This window comes from Neobacillus sp. B24 (assembly GCF_055381825.1).
This window is the reverse complement of record NZ_AP035777.1, coordinates 1,055,911-1,074,920: the sequence shown is the minus strand read 5'-3', so window position 1 is coordinate 1,074,920 and position 19,010 is coordinate 1,055,911. Positions and strand designations below refer to the sequence as shown.

Genomic DNA, 19,010 nt, shown 5'->3' with positions numbered 1-19,010 from the left:
CTCCTGATTCAGATTAAACCTCTTCACTTTTTTTCAAAACAGTCGCACCCTTAAATAATGGAACCAAGAAAAAGACTCCGACAATGAAAAGCATGGCCGAGCTTTCATACATGGTAACAAGGGAAAAGGTTTGCTTCAGCCAGCCGCTTGCAGTCATGGTAATAACCATGGTTCCCATAAATACCGGATTTAATATTCCGTTGACCCTGCCGATGAAGGAAGCATCGGTATTCTTCAGAATCATCGTATTGATTCCAATATGAATACATGGCATAAATAATCCGGTAAAGAATTGAACTGCCAGCGTGAGCCAGAAAATCTCCGATATTCCTAGCATGATAAATCCGATGGCATTTACTGTCATGCCGAGGGCGAGCAGGATTTGCGGCGGTGTTTTTTTCGCCAGGCCTACCGTCAATCCCCCTCCTAAAATCATTCCGGCTCCAAAGGCCGCCATTAGCCATTGCAGCTGCTCTTTTGGCAAACCAAGCTGCTCGGTTACAAGAAAAACAGCAAGTGGCTGAGTCAGTCCAAGTGCTAACCCTGCTGCTGCAAAGCAGCCGCCCAGCAAAGTAAGGGCCCTGCTGTTAAAAACATACTTGAACCCTGCTTTCATTTCCTGCATGACCGTTGTGTTTTCCTGTTTTTCCTCTACTTCATAGTCTGGCGGAAGCAAGAATAGTATTCCGGCAGACAGCAAGAAGGCAACCCCCATGATGGCAATGGCGACATTAATCCCGTATCGCTGGTAAACAAAAGTCCCTAGAACCGGGCCGAGAATCATAAACAAGGCAAACATCGTTTGATAGATGGACATCCCCATCTGGATAAGCTCTTCTTTAACATGAAGTTTAAACAACTTCATACCCGATGGCTGCGAAAACTGTGACAGAATCGAGGAAACCAGCGTCGCAAAGAAAATAGCCTTCCAGCTGCCAAATACTAGTGCAATTAGTACGACAAAGATAGATATGGCACTAAGGAAATCGCACCATATCATCGTCCGCTTCGGCCGCCAGCGGTCAGCAAATGTTCCCCCGATGAAGGAAAATAAAAAAATCGGCGCAAACTCTGCTACAGAGATGAGCGATACCGCAACCGGATCTTCATTGGTCTTCTCCACGACAAATAACAGAATAGAGTAATTCCTTACCCAAATCCCAATCTGCAGGAAAAAAGTTGACAATAAAATCGTTTGGATAACACGATTCCGAAACAGTGACCCCAGTGTCATTTCCGAATTGGTTTGTTCCATTAAAAAACCTCCTAATCCAACTCTGAATAGGAGGCAAAACAGGCACCAAAAGGCAAAGTACATTTCGTACTTTTGCCCTCCAGTTATTAAAACCCGCACTAATCCTATCCAGAAATTTGTTCGTTTTTAAGCTATACGAATTGCTTCTTAAATAGGATTAGCTGATCATAGGCAATAAGTCCACCCTTTTCGCAATTTCGTATTACCATATTACTTGATTTGTATGTCACTTTCAAGAAAAAGGAATTATTGGAAAAGCCAATTTTTCAAGTTAAAATTCTTTCAAACATCACCATATCCAATGCCCTAATTCCATTCTCATATATGGGCGTTGGGTATTTTTCAAAAAAACCACGTTTAATTTCGGTCATTCTGAATCCCGCTTTTTGATAAAATGCTAGGTTGGCAATGCTGGAATTGGCTGTTCCTACTATCATTTTTACCAAGCCCCTGTCACGGTAAACTTCAAATGCCATATTCAGAACGATTTTTCCTAAACCCTTTCCACGGAAGTCTTCTATTACTACCATGTTTTTCACCTCGACAATTTGTCCGGGATGGAAGATACATAATATGACCCCCGCTAGCTTCTCTTCATATTGAATGGAAAACATTTCTCCTTCATCTATGTATTCATTCACGATCTCTTCACTTTCATCTGCTAATAGCAGCAAATCCATAAATGATGGATGATTCTCTTGCGCTACGGTTTTTAAGACAACATTTTTCACGACCCTTCCTCCCTTTGACACAATTTTTCATTAATTTAATATACTATGATAGTATGAGACAAGCAGGTGGTGATAAAAAATGGAACCAAAATGGCTAGACTGGGCAAAGCAGCTGCAGTCCATTGCCCAAGCAGGATTGACCTATTCTAAGGATGTCTTTGACTTGGAGCGGTTTGAAGAAATTCGAAAGATAAGTGTGGAAATCTTGGAAGAACACACTGGGTTGGAAAAAACTACGATTGCTGATTTGTTTGCGAACGAAACAGGGTATGCGACACCAAAGGTTGATATACGGGCGGTTGTGTTTCAAGACGATAAAATCCTCATGGTCCGTGAAAACCACGATGGCAAATGGTCGCTTCCGGGAGGCTGGGCCGATATTGGCTATACACCTGGAGAAGTGGCCGTTAAAGAGGTAAAGGAAGAATCAGGGTTTGATGTTAAAGCGGTAAAATTACTGGCGGTCACCGATTACAAGCGCCACCCCCACCCGCCATCTCCTTATCATGTATACAAAATGTTTATCCAATGTGAAATCGTTGGCGGAAAAGCTGCTGAAGGCGTGGAAACAAGTGATGTTGAGTTCTTTGGTGAAAACGATCTGCCGCCGCTTTCCATCCCGCGGAATACAAAGGAACAAATCGGGCTCGCCTTTTCCTTTTTGAAAGATCCGAATCAGCCCGTGTACTTAGATTAAATGAAAAAGATGGTATGGCAAGTGCGCCATACCATTACAGTAAACTTTGAAACTTCTCCAAGAGTAAGCGATCGATTTTTTTCAACTCGAGACAAGGCTGGTTCCCAATCGGATAAGGGTAGATCGTTCGTTTGCATATTGGACAAATCCCCTTTTCCTTAAAATTGTGGATAATATTTAGCGGCATTGGTGGATTCGTTTTGGCAATCATGAAATTATACAAGTTTCCATGTATCGTAAAATAAATTTCCACGCCATTGTAACCGCCTGTCTCTCTTACCTTTATGTTTTCAAGGGTTATTCCCTGTACTTTTACCGTGTTCATCTTTACCACTGCTTTCCTCATTCTTCTTCGCCTTAATCATATCACAATCATGGTTTTATAGGAAAAATTGCTTTTGAAGGATTTTCTTTTTTAATGAAGAATGTAAAGGTATAGGTGAATGGATAGGGGGAGTCACAATGGACAAAGAGCCATTTAATGATGTGATAGACCATTTTGACAAGGTTGAGGGAAACGCGGGCAAGGGCAATTTAAAGAAACTGCCAAGACCATTAAGGTTTTTTGGCTATTTTGTTTTGAGCTTTTTTGGGATTGGGCTATTATTAATGGTTATATTGAATGTTTTGAAATAATTTTCGGGGAGAGGGTTTAACTATGAGGCAAATTATAGCGATGGGCGGCGGAGGTTTCTCGATGGAACCGGAGAATCCTTTATTGGATACGTACATATTGCAGCGAGCGGGGAAAACGAATCCGAAAATCTGCTTTATCCCGACAGCCAGCGGAGATGCGGAAGGGTATGTGAACAATTTTTATACCTTTTTTAAAAATCAGCCCTGTGAACCTTCTCATCTATCGTTATTTAGACCGCCTACAAGAGATTTAGAAAGTTTTGTACTGGAAAAAGATATTATCTATGTCGGCGGCGGCAGCACCAAGAATTTAGTGGTGCTTTGGAAGGAATGGGGTTTGGATACCATTTTGCGGAAGGCTTGGGAGAAGGGAATTATCTTGGCAGGAATCAGTGCCGGTTCGATTTGCTGGTTTGAAGCGGGTGTTACGGATTCCTACGGCGACCAACTTGAACCAATTAAAGCGTTAGGGTTCCTTCGTGGCAGTAATTGTCCGCATTATGATGGCGAAGCGGATAGACGGCGGGCTTTTCAACGAATGGTTGAGTCTGGGCTCCTCCAAGGAGGAGTTGCTGCTGATGACGGAGTGGCGATTCATTATATCGACGGGGAGATCCATAAGATTGTCAGATCAAGGCCGCAAGCAAAGGCTTATTCTGTTAGCTGGGAAGGCAAGGTTGTTGAAACAGAGCTGGAGACGGAGTACTTAGGGTAGTTATTTGGGAGAAGCTTTTGATTGCGGACACTTTTGAATGGATTGCTTGCGAAAGTGTCCTCTATGAAGTCGATTGACGACAGGTTGGCTTCAAATTTCGATAAAAGTGTCTTCAATAACGCTTATTGACGACAATTTCTAGCTAAAAATTGATAAAAGTGTCTTCAACAAGGCCTATTGACGACACTTTCTAGCGCAAAATCAGTGAAAGTGTCTTCAATAAGCCCGATTGACGACAGTTTGGCTTCAAATTTTGATATAAGTGTCTTCAATAATGGCCATTGGCGACAATCCCAAGCCAATATCCACTGTATGTGTCTTCAATGAGAACTACCGATCTTATTTATTATTTTGCCAATCGTTTCTCTTAAGTATGTAATGATGATGGATTTGACCATCAATTTCAACATCCCCAATCAATTGAAAACCACATTTTTGAATAACCCGATTCGACCCAACATTGTTAGGAACGGCTACCGCATTTAAAACTTCCACATTACTCTTTTCAAACAAAAAGTCAATTAAGCCTTTTGCCGCCTTGGAGGCATAGCCCCGATTCCAATAAGCCTTGGAGATTCCGTACGCAATTTCCCGATTTGGCACTGGTAAACCCTGTTTCAGTCCTGAATGACAGAAGCCGATCAACTCTCCCGTTTCTTTTAAGACAATCCCCAGGTTCAAATAGGTTTGGCCTTCAATATTCGGCAAATCTGCCAGAAGCCGATTATTAGATGGAATTTCATAATTGGCAACATAATGTAACCGCTGCTCTCGCGTTGTTTTCCAATCAGGCAAGTATTCATAGACCTCGGGCTGGGAGGTGATTTCATAAATCCCATCTACATCCTCAAGCCTGAATTCGCGCAGATAAATTTCACCACAATCGATATAAACTTCACTCAATTCAATCATCTCCATTTTTAGTTACCGACTATATATTCTCGTTTCATTGATTAAATCCTTTTTTAAAAACGAAATGAATACTCAGCAAGCGCGATTGGAAACCTAATGCTGTAGTCAGAAATGTAAGATAACGGGGTGTGTTTATGGCAGATAGTCTAGAACCGTCGGATTACGAAACAGGGTCCGCTATTCGTACGTTTAACATTATTGATTCGACCGTTGGTCCCGAAGGATACGAAGTGCTGTTGGAAATTGATTTGGATAGTGGATTTGACCTAGAGAGTGTGAAAATGAAGATTTCCCATGAGGACATGGATGCTTACGAAACAAAGGATATTCATGAAGCGGTTAAATACGCACTGGGCTTTTTCACTATGTGAAAACTGAGCTTTCGCTAAGCTTAATTTTGAGGAGGTCATTTTTTGAAAAAAGAAAATAAGGGGATTCCTGCTGATCAATTTAATAATCCCGCAGCCCAAAGTCAGGCAGAAAAAACGTTAAAAAGTAAGGCAAACATAAAAGACACAACGAGAGCATGGGAAGATGACCGCCTTTAAGCGGCGTCTTCCCTATACCAGCTTGGCCATATAAAATTCATCGGCATACTCTCCATTAATCACCAGAGAATCCCGTTTAGTCCCTTCAACCTCAAACCCCATTTTCTTATATAACGCCAATGCTGCTTTATTACGAGTCACGACTGTTAGCTCTAAACGATGGATCTGCTTGTCGGCGGCCCACACGTCCAGGTTTTCAAACAGTTTAGTCCCAACACCTTGGCCACGATATTCTGCTAAGATGCCGACGACAAGGTAAGCCGAATGTCTAGTCCGTCTAGCGGTTCCGCCAATGACAAACATATAGCCAACCAACTTTCCATCATCCTCCGCAACTAGGATTGTGGAGTTCTCGCTTTTTTCGATAGATTGTATTCTTTGACGCTGCTTTTCCGGTGCCGATTGCCTTTCTCCCGCTTCCATCATCATATAATCAGATTCTGCCTCAACCTGGTGGATTAACGATGTTAGCTGTTCAGCATCTTCCACCTCAATTTCTCTGATAACCATTTTCATTCTCCCCCCATAAAAATTTGCAACTTTCCTCCGTTACGATTCGTCTAATATGTAAAAATAAGTAAATAAGGTGATTCCATGAAAACGCAAAGAAGTCCGTTTTACTCCAAGCAGCAATGGGTTCAAAAAATCTATCGGGAAACTTTATATAAAAGAATGTCCAAGAAAAATGAACATAATGATAAGAGGGATATCCTCCTTTTTATTGGATTAGTTTTATTTGGCTTCGTAGTTTTAGCAGCCTTTGAACAATTTCTTTAGTCCTGATTTGGATACTTTTCCTGTAAGAATTGGACCGATTCGAGAATCAACTGTTTTAAAACCTCAACATCAATATCAGCAACTTTATTAATGTATACACACCCTTTGCCCGAGGTATGTTTTCCAAACGTCTTTAACAATTCCTCCCGTTTCGTTTCACCAGGGGCAAAATACAAACTAACCTTGGCCTTTCGCGGTGAAAATCCGACAAGCGGCGCATCCCCTTCATGCCCTGATTCATATTTGTAATGGTAAGATCCAAACCCAATTATGCTCGGCCCCCACATTTTTGCCTCATGCCCTGTACTTTCAGAGAAAATATCTAATAACTTGTATGCATCTTCACGTTTCTTCGGGCTGTCCACATTCTCGATAAACTCAATTACACTTTGGTCCGTTTGTTTTGTTTTTTGTTCGTACATGTTTTATTCACTCCTATTGGATATATTTGCAGCTGCTGTTTCCTACATATTTTTTCGTGAAAATGCCATGCTAGGTGTAATAACAAAGGGGGTTTTTATATGAGAAAGGTCATGTTGAGCCTCATGGTAACGACGGTGCTGCTTTTTACTGAAGGTGTTTTCTCGGTGGGATTTCCTCCTATTTCAATTGCCCAACAGAAACCGATTCCGCCTTATGCTAAATGGGGGAAAATTGCCATGAAGAAAACCCATGAAAAATATCCTCAGGCTCAAATTGTGGATTATCTTCATGTTGGCAGAACGAGCGGCCCCCAGTCATCTGTTGAAAAATTTAAACTGTGGCTGAAAGAACCTCAAAAAGAATTTGGTGTATTTATTGATATTGAATTTGATAATAAAACGGAAAAGATTCTAAGTGTTAAGTATCGGGAGACAACAAGATAAAGTTCTTCTGAAAGTATATCACCGCTAAGATTCATTATATCCGCGATTTTGGGTGAATTATCCGCGGAAAAGTCATCTTATCCGCGATATTTTTGATATATCCGCGGAATATTTTAAAGAGACATCACTTTTGTAACTTGTACTATTTTTAAAAGATCCCATAACTCGCGAATTTCATAGGTTGGCATAATTCCCAACGTATTTTCTTTATGATGTGGGTTAAACCAGCAAGTATCAATGCCGTAATTGATTCCCCCTTGGATATCAGATGTCAGCGAATCCCCCACAATCAACACCTTTTCCTTTTCGGCAATATTCAACTTGGAAAAAGCATAGTCGAAAATGCCTTTATGAGGCTTTTGAAATCCAGCTTCTTCAGAAACGATGATTTGGTCAAAGACAGAGCAAAGCGGCGACCTGGCAATTCTTGATTTCTGCACCTCGCCAAACCCGTTTGTGATCACCGCAAGCCGGCAGTCCTCTGCCAGTGTGGTACACACCTCCAAAGCCCCCGCAACGAGATGGCCCTCCATGCCCAAGTAATCGAGATAGATTGTGTTAAATTCTTCTCCATCCATTTTAAGATCATATTCCAAAAACAACCGATTGAATCTTTCCTTACCCAATTGTGACAAGGTAATGAGCCCGTGCTCCAATTCTCCCCAAAGCACCTTGCTGATTTCCTTGTAACGCGGCCGATAATCCTCCAGTGCGGCAGGCAATCCGAACTCCAAAAACGCCTTACGGAATGCATTCTCTTCAGACTTTCCAAAGTCAAACAATGTATCATCAATATCAAACAAGATTGTTTCGTATCTCATAGCTGCCTCCAAAATCTTTTAAATAACTGGTTTAAACCATTTTATCATGTATTTACATTTGGCAAATAAAATCAACTCCGAAGTAATATATATTTTCAAAAAGTAAAATATATATTACAATGTAAATATAGAAACTTAAGGGCAGGTAATGAAGTTGAATGAGGTCGTTGTGAAAAACAAGGTAAAAGTTGCCCGTATTGAAAAGGATAATTTGACTCAAGGTGAACTTGCAAAATTGGTTGGAGTAACACGGCAGACAATGAACCTAATCGAAGCAAATAAATATAACCCCACTATTCGTGTTTGTTTGCTGATCAGCAAGCACCTCGAGCGCCCCTTGGATGAATTGTTTTGGATAGAAGAGTAACTAATTTAGGGAGTTGGTAGTAACCATGCAAGTGCATTTTTTAAAAATCATTACAAGTGTAATTGTGAGCAGCGCTATTGTTAGTCTGCTATCCGGGCAATGGCAGTTGGGCATTATAGCAGGGCTTGCTGTCGGTGTTGGAAGTGCCAAATGGATCAGAGTGAAGAGGCAAGATGTTAAAAATGAAATAGAGTATGACGAAAGGATCAATGCTAACATCAGAGAATATTCCTTCCAAACATTTTCTATTTCCAATCTGCTTTTATTAGTTTACTTAATCGTTTCGGATCAGATTCTTAATGTACATTCCGTCAAGGCAAGCTACCTCATCATTTATTTAGCACTCACATTTATTGTGGCATACTATATCGTTCCGTTACTGGCGCGCAGAGGATAAAAAGATTTTAGGGGGCATGGAGATGAATGAACGATTTATAGTCACAGGGATCATTCTATTAGCGTTAGCATTTCTCATCGGGGTAAAAAAGCAAACTTGGATATTATCAGGCTTTAATCAAAGCCGTGTGAAAGACCAAGAAAAACTTGCAAAATTAGTCGGGGGATATAACCTTGTCATCGGGATTGCCATGTTAATAGCAGCGTTTATTGACAATCCTGATACACAAATACTATTTCCAATCATGATCGTAGGTTATGTGATTCTGCTTGGCTATGTTAATACCAGGATGGTAGAATAATTGCATAAAAGCAGGAGAATTCCCCTGCTTTTCAGATTGTCGAGAAGGGTGCTCTTTTCCACAAACACGTCACGAGAGTTGTGTTCATGACGCGTTTGACTAAATTATTTGACCCGAACACGTCATGAAAGGAGTGCTCATGACGCGTTTGACTAAATTTTTAACCGGAACATGTCATGAAAAGAGTCCTCATGACGCGTTTGCCTAAATTTTTAATCCGAACATGTCATGTAAGGAGTGCTCATAACGCGTTTGACTAAATTTTTAACCCAAACATGTCATGTAAGGAGTGCTCATGACGCGTTTGACTAAATTTTTAACCGGAACATGTCATGAAAAGAGTCCTCATGACGCGTTTGCCTAAATTTCCACCTCAAACACGTCATGAAAAGAGTGCTCATGACGCGTTTGCCTAAATTTTTAACCGGAACATGTCATGAAAAGAGTACTCATGACGCTTTCAACCAAATTTCCACTTCAAACACATCATGAAAGGAGTCCTCATGACGCTTTCAACCAAATTTCCACCTCAAACACGTCATGAAAGGAGTACTCATGACGCGTTTGCCTAAATTTTTAACCGGAACATGTCATGAAAAGAGTCCTCATGACGCTTTCACCCAAATTTCCACCTCAAACACGTCATGAAAAGAGTACTCATGACGCTTTCACCCAAATTTCCACCTCAACTATGTCATGAAAGGAGTCCTCATGACGCTTTCACCCAAATTTCCACCTCAAACACGTCATGAAAAGAGTCCTCATGACGCGTTCACCTAAATTTTGCTATTGCTCTAGAACATTCAGTATGATTTTCCCTTTATTTAACCTACTTTCAACCAAAAGGTGTGCACTGGCAGCATCCTTTAAATCGTATCTATGTCCAATCGATATGGTTAATTGTTTGTTTACGAGATAGGGAATTACTTTTTGCGCCGTATCCTGCAAAAGCTCTGGTCTCATCTGCCTGGTTGTGCCCAAGCTATAACCAAGAACACTTCGGCAGCTTGCATGCAAATCTACCGTTTTAATGTTTCCAACTTGTCCCCCAGAGTTTCCAAAATGGATCAACCGGCCAAAGTGTGCCAAGCAATTGAAACTGTTTTCGGTCACCCCACCAGATACGGAATCAAGGATAATATCTACTCCCTGGCCATTTGTCAGTTCATTTACTTTCGCTGCGAAGTCCTCTTGTTCATAACAAATCACATAGTCGGCGCCATTTTCCAATGCTGTATTTATTTTATCAGGATGTCCAACCGTCCCAATCACCTTACTTGCCCCCATTAATTTGGCAAGCTGCATGACGGTTGTGCCGACACCTCCGGCTGCTGCATGGACCAATAATGATTCTCCCTTTTCTATTCTTGCAATATTGTAAAGTAATCTATGGGATAAAAATGACACCACTGGACAAGCTGCTGCTATCTCAAAATCCAACTCATCAGGTATTGGATACACTAATTTCTGGGAAGCAACGGCGTATTCTGCATAAGAGCCGCCTTTTGTAAAAGCAATCACTCTTTGCCCAACTGTCAGATTAGAAACATTCGCCCCAATTTTTACTACATAACCGGCGGCATCCAAACCAGGAACGAAAGGTAATTTGCCACCCTTTTTCCCATACCTCTGTTTTATATCGGCAAAATTCACACTTGTCTTGACTACTTGAATCAGTACCTCATCCTCATTAATTTTCGGAATCTCCATATCTTGATAGGATAAAAATTCAGGTCCGCCGAAGTTTGTTACGACCACTGCTTTCATTAACATCCCCCCTTCAGTAAGCTCGTATTGTAAAAACTTTTATAAGAAATAGGCTATAGAATCCTATTATAGAGGGCTTTATAAGCAAAAAAATTGCCACCCCCTGAAATCTAAGGATAATTGAGGTTACCACACTCTCAACAACCTAGATAGGAAGTGACAATTTGTACCCTCAAATTATAACCTATTTATTAACTTTTATTAAGTACCAAGAACAAATAATTCGAACATTACTTACCCTTCTTATTGGGAAGGGGATGTTTGAAAAGCCTGAGGAAAAACCTGTAAATAAACCTTATCGTAAACTCCAGGTGGATGATCTTCCGATCATCGAAACCATTCAGAAACTTGATTACCGAAGCCTCCTAACCGAATACCTGGAGAAGAACGGTAAACAACTAAAACCTGTTCAAAGGCGTTCGAATACAAAGGCATGTGTGCCCAAGTCAATGAAATGTCCGCAGTGTGGTGCTCCAGCGGATTATCTTTATGCCAATAATGGAGGCAAAGGACAGTTTCAATGTAAGGTGTGTGCCTGTCTTTTCAATGATAAAAATCGCTATTCGAAGGAGGCTATTTTGAAGTGTCCTCATTGTTCTAGGACCCTTGAGAAAGTCAAAGAGCGAAAAGACTTTGACGTGTACAAGTGTAAAAATAATGACTGTTCCTACTACCAGCAGAAACTGAATGGCATGTCTGCGAAAGAGAAGAAACAGTTTAAAAAGGATCCACAAGCCTTTAAATTAAGATATATCTTCCGGCAGTTCCACATTGATTTTCAGCCATTGTCAAAGGCTTCTCCTAAGAAACCAAAGGTTGACTTGGCCAGGCTTTATGTGTCGCCACATACATTGGGGCTTATTTTAACCTATCACGTTAACTATGGCCTTTCGGCCCGGAAGACAGCTGCACTCATGAAAGATATCCATGGTGTTTCTATATCGCATCAAAGCATTTTAAATTACGAGAACGCAGTTGCATTAATCCTTAAACCTTACGTAGACCACTATCCCTACGAGCTTTCTGATCAGTTCTGTGGGGACGAAACCTATATTAGGGTTCAAGGTCGTTGGCATTACTTGTTCTTCTTCTTTGATGCGGTAAAAAAGATCATTCTGTCTTATCCAGTGTCAGCAAATCGAGATACAGCGACAGCAATCCGTGCCATTGATGATGTCCTAATGAAATTTAAAGAGATTCCGGAAGATCTTACATTTGTGGTGGACGGCAATCCGATATATCTCTTAGCCCAACACTTTTACGCCCAGCATGATATTCACTTTGACATTACTCAGGTCATTGGGCTAACCAATGTAGATCCTGTATCAAAGGAGTATAGGCCTCTCAAACAAGTGATTGAAAGACTCAATCGCACATTTAAGGGCAATTATCGCTCAACACACGGGTTTGGGTCCGAACATGGGTCTGTTTCGTTTGTGACGCTTTTTGTGGCTTACTTTAACTTTTTACGGCCTCACTCAGCGTTAGAAGGTAATGTGCCAGTGGTTAATCCAGAGCTCTTACTGCGACCGAATATGCCTGCACGCTGGACTAAATTAATAGGTTTAGCTCAAGATTGGATCATTGAACAAACAGTCTAACTTTTTGTTTAGCAGAGCCCTTGAACCCACTAGCAACCGGCGAAGCGAACTCTTGACAAACCGAACTTGCCAATGGTTTAAAATGGAAATACCAAGGGCTATTTGGCATGCCTTCTTTTTGTCCCCGTCGCCCTTGATAAAGGAATCTCAAACCATTGGCGTGTTTGTCAAGAGCGGTTGCGGGGCCGACGCACCCAATATGTGGAAAGGAACCTAACCCCTTAAGGAGTTTTCATAGAACTTTTGACACTACCAGTAAGCTCGTATTGTAAAAACTTTTATAAGAAATAGGCTATAAAATACCTAGATAGAGGGCTTTATAAGCAAAAAAATTGCCACCCCCTGAAATCTAAGGATAATTGAGGTTACCACACACCCAACAACCTAGATTAAGGAAGTGACAAGTTGTACCCTCAAATTATAACCTATTTATTAACTTTTATTAAGTACCAAGAACAAATAATTCGAACATTACTTACCCTTCTTATTGGGAAGGGGATGTTTGAAAAGCCTGAGGAAAAACCTGTAAATAAACCTTATCGTAAACTCCAGGTGGATGATCTTCCGATCATCGAAACCATTCAGAAACTTGATTACCGAACCCTCCTAACCGAATACCTGGAGAAGAACGGTAAACAACTAAAACCTGTTCAAAGGCGTTCGAATACAAAGGCATGTGTGCCCAAGTCAATGAAATGTCCGCAGTGTGGTGCTCCAGCGGATTATCTTTATGCCAATAATGGAGGCAAAGGACAGTTTCAATGTAAGGTGTGTGCCTGTCTTTTCAATGATAAAAATCGCTATTCGAAGGAGGCTATTTTGAAGTGTCCTCATTGTTCTAGGACCCTTGAGAAAGTCAAAGAGCGAAAAGACTTTGACGTGTACAAGTGTAAAAATAATGACTGTTCCTACTACCAGCAGAAACTGAATGGCATGTCTGCGAAAGAGAAGAAACAGTTTAAAAAGGATCCACAAGCCTTTAAATTAAGATATATCTTCCGGCAGTTCCACATTGATTTTCAGCCATTGTCAAAGGCTTCTCCTAAGAAACCAAAGGTTGACTTGGCCAGGCTTTATGTGTCGCCACATACATTGGGGCTTATTTTAACCTATCACGTTAACTATGGCCTTTCGGCCCGGAAGACAGCTGCACTCATGAAAGATATCCATGGTGTTTCTATATCGCATCAAAGCATTTTAAATTACGAGAACGCAGTTGCATTAATCCTTAAACCTTACGTAGACCACTATCCCTACGAGCTTTCTGATCAGTTCTGTGGGGACGAAACCTATATTAGGGTTCAAGGTCGTTGGCATTACTTGTTCTTCTTCTTTGATGCGGTAAAAAAGATCATTCTGTCTTATCCAGTGTCAGCAAATCGAGATACAGCGACAGCAATCCGTGCCATTGATGATGTCCTAATGAAATTTAAAGAGATTCCGGAAGATCTTACATTTGTGGTGGACGGCAATCCGATATATCTCTTAGCCCAACACTTTTACGCCCAGCATGATATTCACTTTGACATTACTCAGGTCATTGGGCTTACCAATGAAGATCCTGTATCAAAGGAGTATAGGCCTCTCAAACAAGTGATTGAAAGACTCAATCGCACATTTAAGGGCAATTATCGCTCAACACACGGGTTTGGGTCCGAACATGGGTCTGTTTCGTTTGTGACGCTTTTTGTGGCTTACTTTAACTTTTTACGGCCTCACTCAGCGTTAGAAGGTAATGTGCCAGTGGTTAATCCAGAGCTCTTACTGCGACCGAATATGCCTGCACGCTGGACTAAATTAATAGGTTTAGCTCAAGATTGGATCATTGAACAAACAGTCTAACTTTTTGTTTAGCAGAGCCCTTGAACCCACTAGCAACCGGCGAAGCGAACTCTTGACAAACCGAACTTGCCAATGGTTTAAAATGGAAATACCAAGGGCTATTTGGCATGCCTTCTTTTTGTCCCCGTCGCCCTTGATAAAGGAATCTCAAACCATTGGCGTGTTTGTCAAGAGCGGTTGCGGGGCCGACGCACCCAATATGTGGAAAGGAACCTAACCCCTTAAGGAGTTTTCATAGAACTTTTGACACTACCAGTAAGCTGATTCTGGTAATCGAATTCTCTCTTAAACTCCCACAAATACCCAATATATTAAATCCTTTCATTTACGTTCCACCCTCTTAAAGGAGATTTTATCTTAGTTTAGATTCGTACCGATTACCCCGACAATAATCATGATTGAACCGATGATGTGATAGTAATCTATTTGTTCATTTAGCAAAATCGCGAAGCTTAGCCCTATTCACTGAAGGCTAAGCTTTTCCCGGTTGTTACAAGTCTTACATAAATCGTTTAATCCCAAAAAGGGAGAGGTCCTGTGCTGTCTTCCCTGTATTAATGATTTCTGCTAGGACCTGTCCAACTGCACTACTGAATTTAAAGCCGTGTCCAGAGAACCCTGCTGCGATAGCTACATTGGAATAGGCCGGATGCTGGTCGATAATAAAATCTTCGTCAGGTGTGAGGGTATACATGCAGGTTTTTCCGTACTTTAATTGATCGGTATAAGGCATATATTCCTTCAAAAATTGCATCAAATCATTCTCATCTTCCGGCAGTTCCCCAAATCCTGGGATAGGATGGTCCGGATTGATTTTCTCTCCTCCGTCATGGCGTCCAGTTTTTAACCCTGAGCCATCTATACTTGGAAAGCCATAGTAAAGACCTTGAGAGGTATTAAACGCGAAGGCTGGAAATTCCCTATGATTATATAAACTTTCATTGGCATCGAACCACGCAAAGGTTTTCCTCACCGGCTGAAGAGGTAGGTTCAAGCCCAGCATGGAAAGAAGTTCTCCCGACCATGCTCCTGCTGAAACAACTAATGAATCTGAAGAGTATGTTCCATTCTCTGTTTTGATGGTTACGCTATCCTTTTGGACATTGATTTCTTTTACTCTAGTATTCGTTACAATGGATGCCCCGTGCTGCTCGGCTAGTTCTCGATAGGCTGAAATGCACTCCTCTGGCTTTAATACACCTGAAGTTGGTTCGAAGCAGCCGATGTATTTGTTAGATAATGAGATGCCCGGCCAGCGCTTATTGACTTCATCTGAAGATAGAACCTCCAAAGGCAAGGAGTAAGTCTTCGAACTGGAAATAATGTTTTGAATAAAATCCGTGTCCTCGAGTCCCACATTTAGTACCCCGGTTTGTAGAAACAACTGCTTCCCGGTTGCTTTCTCGAGGTCATTCCATAATTCTTGTGCTTTTAGTGCTAGTGAGACATATTCCGCCCCTTCCCCATACGCATATCGGATAATTCTAGTATCTCCGTGATGACTGCCATTGTTATGTGGTGGATTAAAGGAATCGAGCAATAATGTCTTTTTCCCACTCCTAGCTAAAAAATAGCCAGCCGCCATCCCCATAGAGCCTGCTCCAATGACGATTACATCAAATTGATTCATTTTTTTCACCTTGTCTTTTCTATTTAATTTACTTACTTTTCCAAAAATTTGTGGTAAATTAATTTTATCATAACGAAAAGGAGGTTAATACGTGGAGAATTTTTATCTGTTTGTGATTATGGCTATTTTACTCATTATCTTACCTGGTCCGGATACGGCGATTGCAACAAATAATACGCTGACAGTCGGCAGAGCGGGCGGTATTAAAACCATCTTGGGTACTTGCTGCGCCCTAATGATCCATACATTGGCTGCGGTGGTGGGCCTGTCCGCTATCATTGTCAAATCGGCTATGTTATTTTCCGTTTTCAAGTATGTTGGTGCAGTTTACCTTATGTATCTTGGGATAAAGACTTTATGGGCTTTGAAGAACAAGACAGCGGCTGAGTTGCCTGTTGAATACAAGTACAAAAATACATCTTGTTTTAAACAAGGTTTTCTGACAAACCTGCTAAACCCAAAAGTGGCTGTCTTTTTCCTGACTTTCCTGCCCCAGTTCGTGGATGGTGGAAGCAACACGTTTGTACCATTTCTAACAATGGGAATGACCTACACCGTATTAACCGCCCTCTGGTTTGTGTTCTACGTTTATCTGCTAAACCAGATTAGTGCTTTCATGAAAAAGCCAAGGACACAAGCAGTTTTTGAAGGATTAACCGGAACGGTACTGATTGGTTTTGGTGTTAAGTTGGCATTGGAAAAGGCACATTAAATTTGGGCTAGTAGCGATTGAAATCGATGGTCGCTCATCTTCGGACATTTTCGGTTCTTTTTGCTGCAGTTTTGTCCGAAGATAACTGGTCTTCGGACATTTTCACTTCTTTTTGCTGTGGTTTTGTCCGAAGATCGCTGGTCTTCGGACACTTTCACTTCTTTTTGCAGAGGTTTTGTCCGAAGATCGCTCATCTTCGGACACTTTCACTTCTTTTTGCTGCAGTTTTGTCCGAAGATCGCTGGTCTTCGGACACTTTCACTTCTTTTTGCTGCTGTTTTGTCCGAAGATCGCTGGTCTTCGGACACTTTCACTTCTTTTTGCAGAGGTTTTGTCCGAAGTTGCCTCTTTCCCGTCTCAGATATGCTCTTCAATATCAAACTTCTTGGTTACAACCACAATCTTATCTCGATGTCCCCCATATTCTTCAAAAAAGTTAGGCTTTCCCACCTCTTCAAAATGCCTATTCCATTTAAACATCTTCTTAAAGATTTCAAAAGATGGATCATAGTTTGCCTGCTCAATTCCCAGCTTTTGCATAATAAACCTTTTTATAATTCGGTAGGTTCTCACTGAGTACCTAGGATCTAAAAAGATAATCAGGTCTGCGTTCTCAAAACTACTCGCCACCCAATCCTCGTTATGTACTCCTTCGACTATCCAGCTTTCGGATTGAATAATCGTTTCTAAATACTCATCCCTGCCGGCTTCCGTTCTCCTGATATCTCCCGATGGATGCCTTGCCCAGACAACATTATCCAGCTCATAAAAAGGAATATTTAGCTTCAAGGACAATTTCCTGGCTAACGTGGTTTTGCCGCTTCCCACTGACCCGATAATATGGATTTTACGCGGGACACTCTCTATCATTTCAGATCACCCTGTGTATCTATTTCCTCTAGCAACGCCCAATCAACATTTCCGTCCAGTTCATTACAAAGATTTTCAATCAAAAAAAATGCCTGCTGTTCCATTTCGCCGTCATAACCTACTATAGAACAATGATTTTTAAACCTAACAAACCAATAGTATTGGCTATAGAGGACATCTTCGTAGGTATAGGAAGAATTCGCAATTATTTTTTCGGCATATTGCTGTAAAAACAGAAAATGGTTTAACAGTCTTGCTAGGGACTCATCCTCAATCATGATAATGTTGGTCATATCCAATTGGGGATTCAAAGTTTTATATAGTTCTTCTATTCGTTGAATATCTATTATTTTCATAGTGAATCACCTTAAGTCCGCACTGGTGAAATCAACTGTATATAGGAAGATCTCCCAGTCGAGGAACCACTAGAACCGTCCCCTTGGTCCCCGTGGTCCCCTTCAATCACAACCGGCCTCATTGAGCCGCCGAAGCTTAATCGGACTTTTGCTTCAGTGATTGCTTTAAGTGCATCGATTAAGAAGCTTCCATCAAGGGAGATGTTTAAATCAGGTTCCCCTGTTATCTCAAGAATGGTTTGAAGCTCTTCAATTTTTCCTATTTCGGAGGAGTTCGAGGATATTAGCAGTTTTGCCCCATCTTTGATTTCCAAATGGACATTGTTATTTTTCCATTCGCTCGCAAACAAGCGGGCCCGGTCAATCCCTTGTAACAGCTTATTTCGATCAAGTGTTAACTTGGTCCTCGCTTCATCCGGAATTAACCCTGAAACGTTTGGATAGCTGCCTTCTATTACTCTTGAAAAAAGTGAAATGGAGTCAAGCTTAAAAACAATATAGCGGTCTGAAAGAGAAATTTGCACATGACCTGACTCATTCGTAAGCAGTTTGGTAAGCTCTGTTATACTTGAGCTTGGAACAATGAATGAACCTGCAACGTTTGAGTCGATTGCCAATTCTCGCAATGCCAGCCGATGCGAATCAGTTGCAGCGCAGGAAAGATGATTTTCTTTGAAGGCTAGATGCACACCAGTCAGTACCGGCTTTGATTCATTTTTCGCGACAGCAAATGCCGTTTGTTTAAAAAGTTCCATTAATTGAATGCTGCCAATTTTTATGTAACTAGAATCATCGATTTGTGGAAGAACGGGATACTCATCACCACTGAATCCATTCAATTTGGTAATAACTTCACCAGATTGAAGCGTAATCAGTTGTTGAGCGTTACCCTTAACATAGATGTCACCTGGCAATTTTCTAACGATATCGTAAAAATATTTAGCAGGTATAACAGCACTTCCTGTTTCTATCACCTTCAACACTTGAACTCCATTTATTGTTAATGGAATTACTTTTTCTATCACAATATCGGAATTGCTCCCTACCAAAGTTAGGCTGTCATTGGCCGCAGTTATTTTTATGCCTTGCAAGATAGGAAATGGTGTTTTTAACGACACCGCTTTACTAACCTCTCCTATGGCTTTGTTAAAACAATCATTATTTACGATAAATTCCATGAAAAATTTTCCACCCCTTGGGAAACCATTT

25 protein-coding genes are annotated in these 19,010 nt (G+C 41.1%); 13 read left to right on the top strand and 12 right to left on the bottom strand.

The genetic code is table 11. The annotated features are described in order from the left end of the window. Positions 1-13 precede the first annotated feature (13 nt). Together ACZ43M_RS05250 and ACZ43M_RS05245 are read right to left on the bottom strand one after the other, a co-directional pair. Positions 14-1,255 (bottom strand): MFS transporter, encoded by a 1,242-nt coding sequence (locus ACZ43M_RS05250; protein WP_464506367.1) that lies wholly within the window; start codon positions 1,253-1,255, stop codon positions 14-16. 266 nt (positions 1,256-1,521) lie between these two features. Next, on the bottom strand, positions 1,522-1,986 hold the full coding sequence (locus tag ACZ43M_RS05245; protein WP_464506366.1) for a GNAT family N-acetyltransferase: 465 nt from the start codon (positions 1,984-1,986) through the stop codon (positions 1,522-1,524). Between the two features lie 79 nt (positions 1,987-2,065). Here ACZ43M_RS05245 and ACZ43M_RS05240 point away from each other — a divergent pair, with 79 nt between their 5' ends. Continuing rightward, the gene (locus ACZ43M_RS05240) at positions 2,066-2,683 is read left to right on the top strand and encodes an NUDIX hydrolase (RefSeq protein WP_464506365.1); all 618 of its coding nucleotides are present in this window, start codon (positions 2,066-2,068) and stop codon (positions 2,681-2,683) included. A gap of 34 nt (positions 2,684-2,717) precedes the next feature. On the opposite strand, the gene ACZ43M_RS05235 is transcribed toward ACZ43M_RS05240, so the two are convergent. Further along, positions 2,718-3,017, bottom strand: coding sequence for a hypothetical protein (locus tag ACZ43M_RS05235; protein WP_464506364.1), 300 nt, complete (start codon positions 3,015-3,017; stop codon positions 2,718-2,720). 128 nt (positions 3,018-3,145) lie between these two features. Here ACZ43M_RS05235 and ACZ43M_RS05230 point away from each other — a divergent pair, with 128 nt between their 5' ends. Together ACZ43M_RS05230 and ACZ43M_RS05225 are read left to right on the top strand one after the other, a co-directional pair. Beyond that, positions 3,146-3,319 (top strand): hypothetical protein, encoded by a 174-nt coding sequence (locus ACZ43M_RS05230; protein ID WP_464506363.1) that lies wholly within the window; start codon positions 3,146-3,148, stop codon positions 3,317-3,319. 22 nt (positions 3,320-3,341) lie between these two features. Then, positions 3,342-4,034, top strand: a complete 693-nt coding sequence (locus ACZ43M_RS05225; protein ID WP_464506362.1) for a Type 1 glutamine amidotransferase-like domain-containing protein — start codon at positions 3,342-3,344, stop codon at positions 4,032-4,034. Positions 4,035-4,373: 339 nt separating this feature from the next. Here ACZ43M_RS05225 and ACZ43M_RS05220 read toward each other — a convergent pair whose 3' ends face one another. Then, entirely contained in the window at positions 4,374-4,946 is a 573-nt protein-coding gene (locus tag ACZ43M_RS05220; protein ID WP_464507964.1) for a GNAT family N-acetyltransferase, read from the bottom strand. Between the two features lie 134 nt (positions 4,947-5,080). Between ACZ43M_RS05220 and ACZ43M_RS05215 the strand changes: the two genes are divergently transcribed. Both ACZ43M_RS05215 and ACZ43M_RS05210 read left to right on the top strand, forming a co-directional pair. Then, entirely contained in the window at positions 5,081-5,317 is a 237-nt protein-coding gene (locus tag ACZ43M_RS05215; RefSeq protein ID WP_464506361.1) for a hypothetical protein, read from the top strand. 42 nt (positions 5,318-5,359) lie between these two features. After that, on the top strand, positions 5,360-5,494 hold the full coding sequence (locus tag ACZ43M_RS05210) for a hypothetical protein (RefSeq protein WP_464506360.1): 135 nt from the start codon (positions 5,360-5,362) through the stop codon (positions 5,492-5,494). Between the two features lie 12 nt (positions 5,495-5,506). Here ACZ43M_RS05210 and ACZ43M_RS05205 read toward each other — a convergent pair whose 3' ends face one another. After that, positions 5,507-6,004, bottom strand: coding sequence for an N-acetyltransferase family protein (locus tag ACZ43M_RS05205; RefSeq protein ID WP_464506359.1), 498 nt, complete (start codon positions 6,002-6,004; stop codon positions 5,507-5,509). Positions 6,005-6,088: 84 nt separating this feature from the next. On the opposite strand from ACZ43M_RS05205, the gene ACZ43M_RS05200 reads away from it, so the two are divergent. Next, the gene (locus ACZ43M_RS05200; protein ID WP_464506358.1) at positions 6,089-6,271 is read left to right on the top strand and encodes a hypothetical protein; all 183 of its coding nucleotides are present in this window, start codon (positions 6,089-6,091) and stop codon (positions 6,269-6,271) included. Here the strand turns inward: ACZ43M_RS05200 and ACZ43M_RS05195 are convergent. Further along, a complete protein-coding gene (locus tag ACZ43M_RS05195) occupies positions 6,268-6,693 on the bottom strand; it encodes a DUF1801 domain-containing protein (RefSeq protein ID WP_464506357.1) in 426 nt (141 codons plus the stop codon). The two genes, ACZ43M_RS05200 and ACZ43M_RS05195, sit on opposite strands and share 4 nt — an antisense overlap. Before the next feature lie 99 nt (positions 6,694-6,792). Here ACZ43M_RS05195 and ACZ43M_RS05190 point away from each other — a divergent pair, with 99 nt between their 5' ends. After that, positions 6,793-7,137 (top strand): YqzG/YhdC family protein, encoded by a 345-nt coding sequence (locus ACZ43M_RS05190; protein WP_464506356.1) that lies wholly within the window; start codon positions 6,793-6,795, stop codon positions 7,135-7,137. A gap of 113 nt (positions 7,138-7,250) precedes the next feature. Here ACZ43M_RS05190 and ACZ43M_RS05185 read toward each other — a convergent pair whose 3' ends face one another. Further along, positions 7,251-7,958: a YjjG family noncanonical pyrimidine nucleotidase gene (locus ACZ43M_RS05185; RefSeq protein ID WP_464506355.1), complete on the bottom strand. Its 708-nt coding sequence runs from the start codon at positions 7,956-7,958 to the stop codon at positions 7,251-7,253. 154 nt (positions 7,959-8,112) lie between these two features. Here ACZ43M_RS05185 and ACZ43M_RS05180 point away from each other — a divergent pair, with 154 nt between their 5' ends. The 3 genes from ACZ43M_RS05180 to ACZ43M_RS05170 are packed head-to-tail and all read left to right on the top strand — an operon-like array spanning position 8,113 to position 9,023. Beyond that, positions 8,113-8,325, top strand: a complete 213-nt coding sequence (locus ACZ43M_RS05180) for a helix-turn-helix transcriptional regulator (protein WP_464506354.1) — start codon at positions 8,113-8,115, stop codon at positions 8,323-8,325. Between the two features lie 25 nt (positions 8,326-8,350). Then, positions 8,351-8,722 (top strand): hypothetical protein, encoded by a 372-nt coding sequence (locus tag ACZ43M_RS05175; protein ID WP_464506353.1) that lies wholly within the window; start codon positions 8,351-8,353, stop codon positions 8,720-8,722. A 22-nt stretch (positions 8,723-8,744) separates the two neighbouring features. Then, positions 8,745-9,023, top strand: a complete 279-nt coding sequence (locus ACZ43M_RS05170) for a DUF3784 domain-containing protein (RefSeq protein ID WP_464506352.1) — start codon at positions 8,745-8,747, stop codon at positions 9,021-9,023. A gap of 786 nt (positions 9,024-9,809) precedes the next feature. Here the strand turns inward: ACZ43M_RS05170 and ACZ43M_RS05165 are convergent. Further along, a complete protein-coding gene (locus tag ACZ43M_RS05165) occupies positions 9,810-10,790 on the bottom strand; it encodes a quinone oxidoreductase family protein (RefSeq protein WP_464506351.1) in 981 nt (326 codons plus the stop codon). A 164-nt stretch (positions 10,791-10,954) separates the two neighbouring features. Between ACZ43M_RS05165 and ACZ43M_RS05160 the strand changes: the two genes are divergently transcribed. After that, positions 10,955-12,391, top strand: coding sequence for an IS6 family transposase (locus tag ACZ43M_RS05160; protein ID WP_464506350.1), 1,437 nt, complete (start codon positions 10,955-10,957; stop codon positions 12,389-12,391). 405 nt (positions 12,392-12,796) lie between these two features. Beyond that, positions 12,797-14,233, top strand: a complete 1,437-nt coding sequence (locus ACZ43M_RS05155; RefSeq protein ID WP_464503228.1) for an IS6 family transposase — start codon at positions 12,797-12,799, stop codon at positions 14,231-14,233. 499 nt (positions 14,234-14,732) lie between these two features. Here ACZ43M_RS05155 and solA read toward each other — a convergent pair whose 3' ends face one another. Next, complete coding sequence (gene solA / locus ACZ43M_RS05150) at positions 14,733-15,863, bottom strand: N-methyl-L-tryptophan oxidase (protein ID WP_464506349.1); 1,131 nt, start codon at positions 15,861-15,863, stop codon at positions 14,733-14,735. A 118-nt stretch (positions 15,864-15,981) separates the two neighbouring features. On the opposite strand from solA, the gene ACZ43M_RS05145 reads away from it, so the two are divergent. After that, positions 15,982-16,575 (top strand): LysE family translocator, encoded by a 594-nt coding sequence (locus tag ACZ43M_RS05145; protein ID WP_464507963.1) that lies wholly within the window; start codon positions 15,982-15,984, stop codon positions 16,573-16,575. Positions 16,576-16,932: 357 nt separating this feature from the next. Here ACZ43M_RS05145 and ACZ43M_RS05140 read toward each other — a convergent pair whose 3' ends face one another. Genes ACZ43M_RS05140 through dnaN form a run of 3 tightly spaced genes read right to left on the bottom strand, consistent with a single transcriptional unit; the run spans position 16,933 to position 18,979 of the window. After that, on the bottom strand, positions 16,933-17,445 hold the full coding sequence (locus tag ACZ43M_RS05140) for a P-loop NTPase family protein (protein WP_464506348.1): 513 nt from the start codon (positions 17,443-17,445) through the stop codon (positions 16,933-16,935). Then, the gene (locus tag ACZ43M_RS05135) at positions 17,442-17,801 is read right to left on the bottom strand and encodes a hypothetical protein (protein ID WP_464506347.1); all 360 of its coding nucleotides are present in this window, start codon (positions 17,799-17,801) and stop codon (positions 17,442-17,444) included. Before ACZ43M_RS05135 ends, ACZ43M_RS05140 begins: the two co-directional genes overlap by 4 nt. An 11-nt stretch (positions 17,802-17,812) precedes the next feature. Next, the gene (dnaN, locus tag ACZ43M_RS05130; RefSeq protein ID WP_464506346.1) at positions 17,813-18,979 is read right to left on the bottom strand and encodes a DNA polymerase III subunit beta; all 1,167 of its coding nucleotides are present in this window, start codon (positions 18,977-18,979) and stop codon (positions 17,813-17,815) included. Between the last annotated feature and the right edge of the window lie 31 nt (positions 18,980-19,010).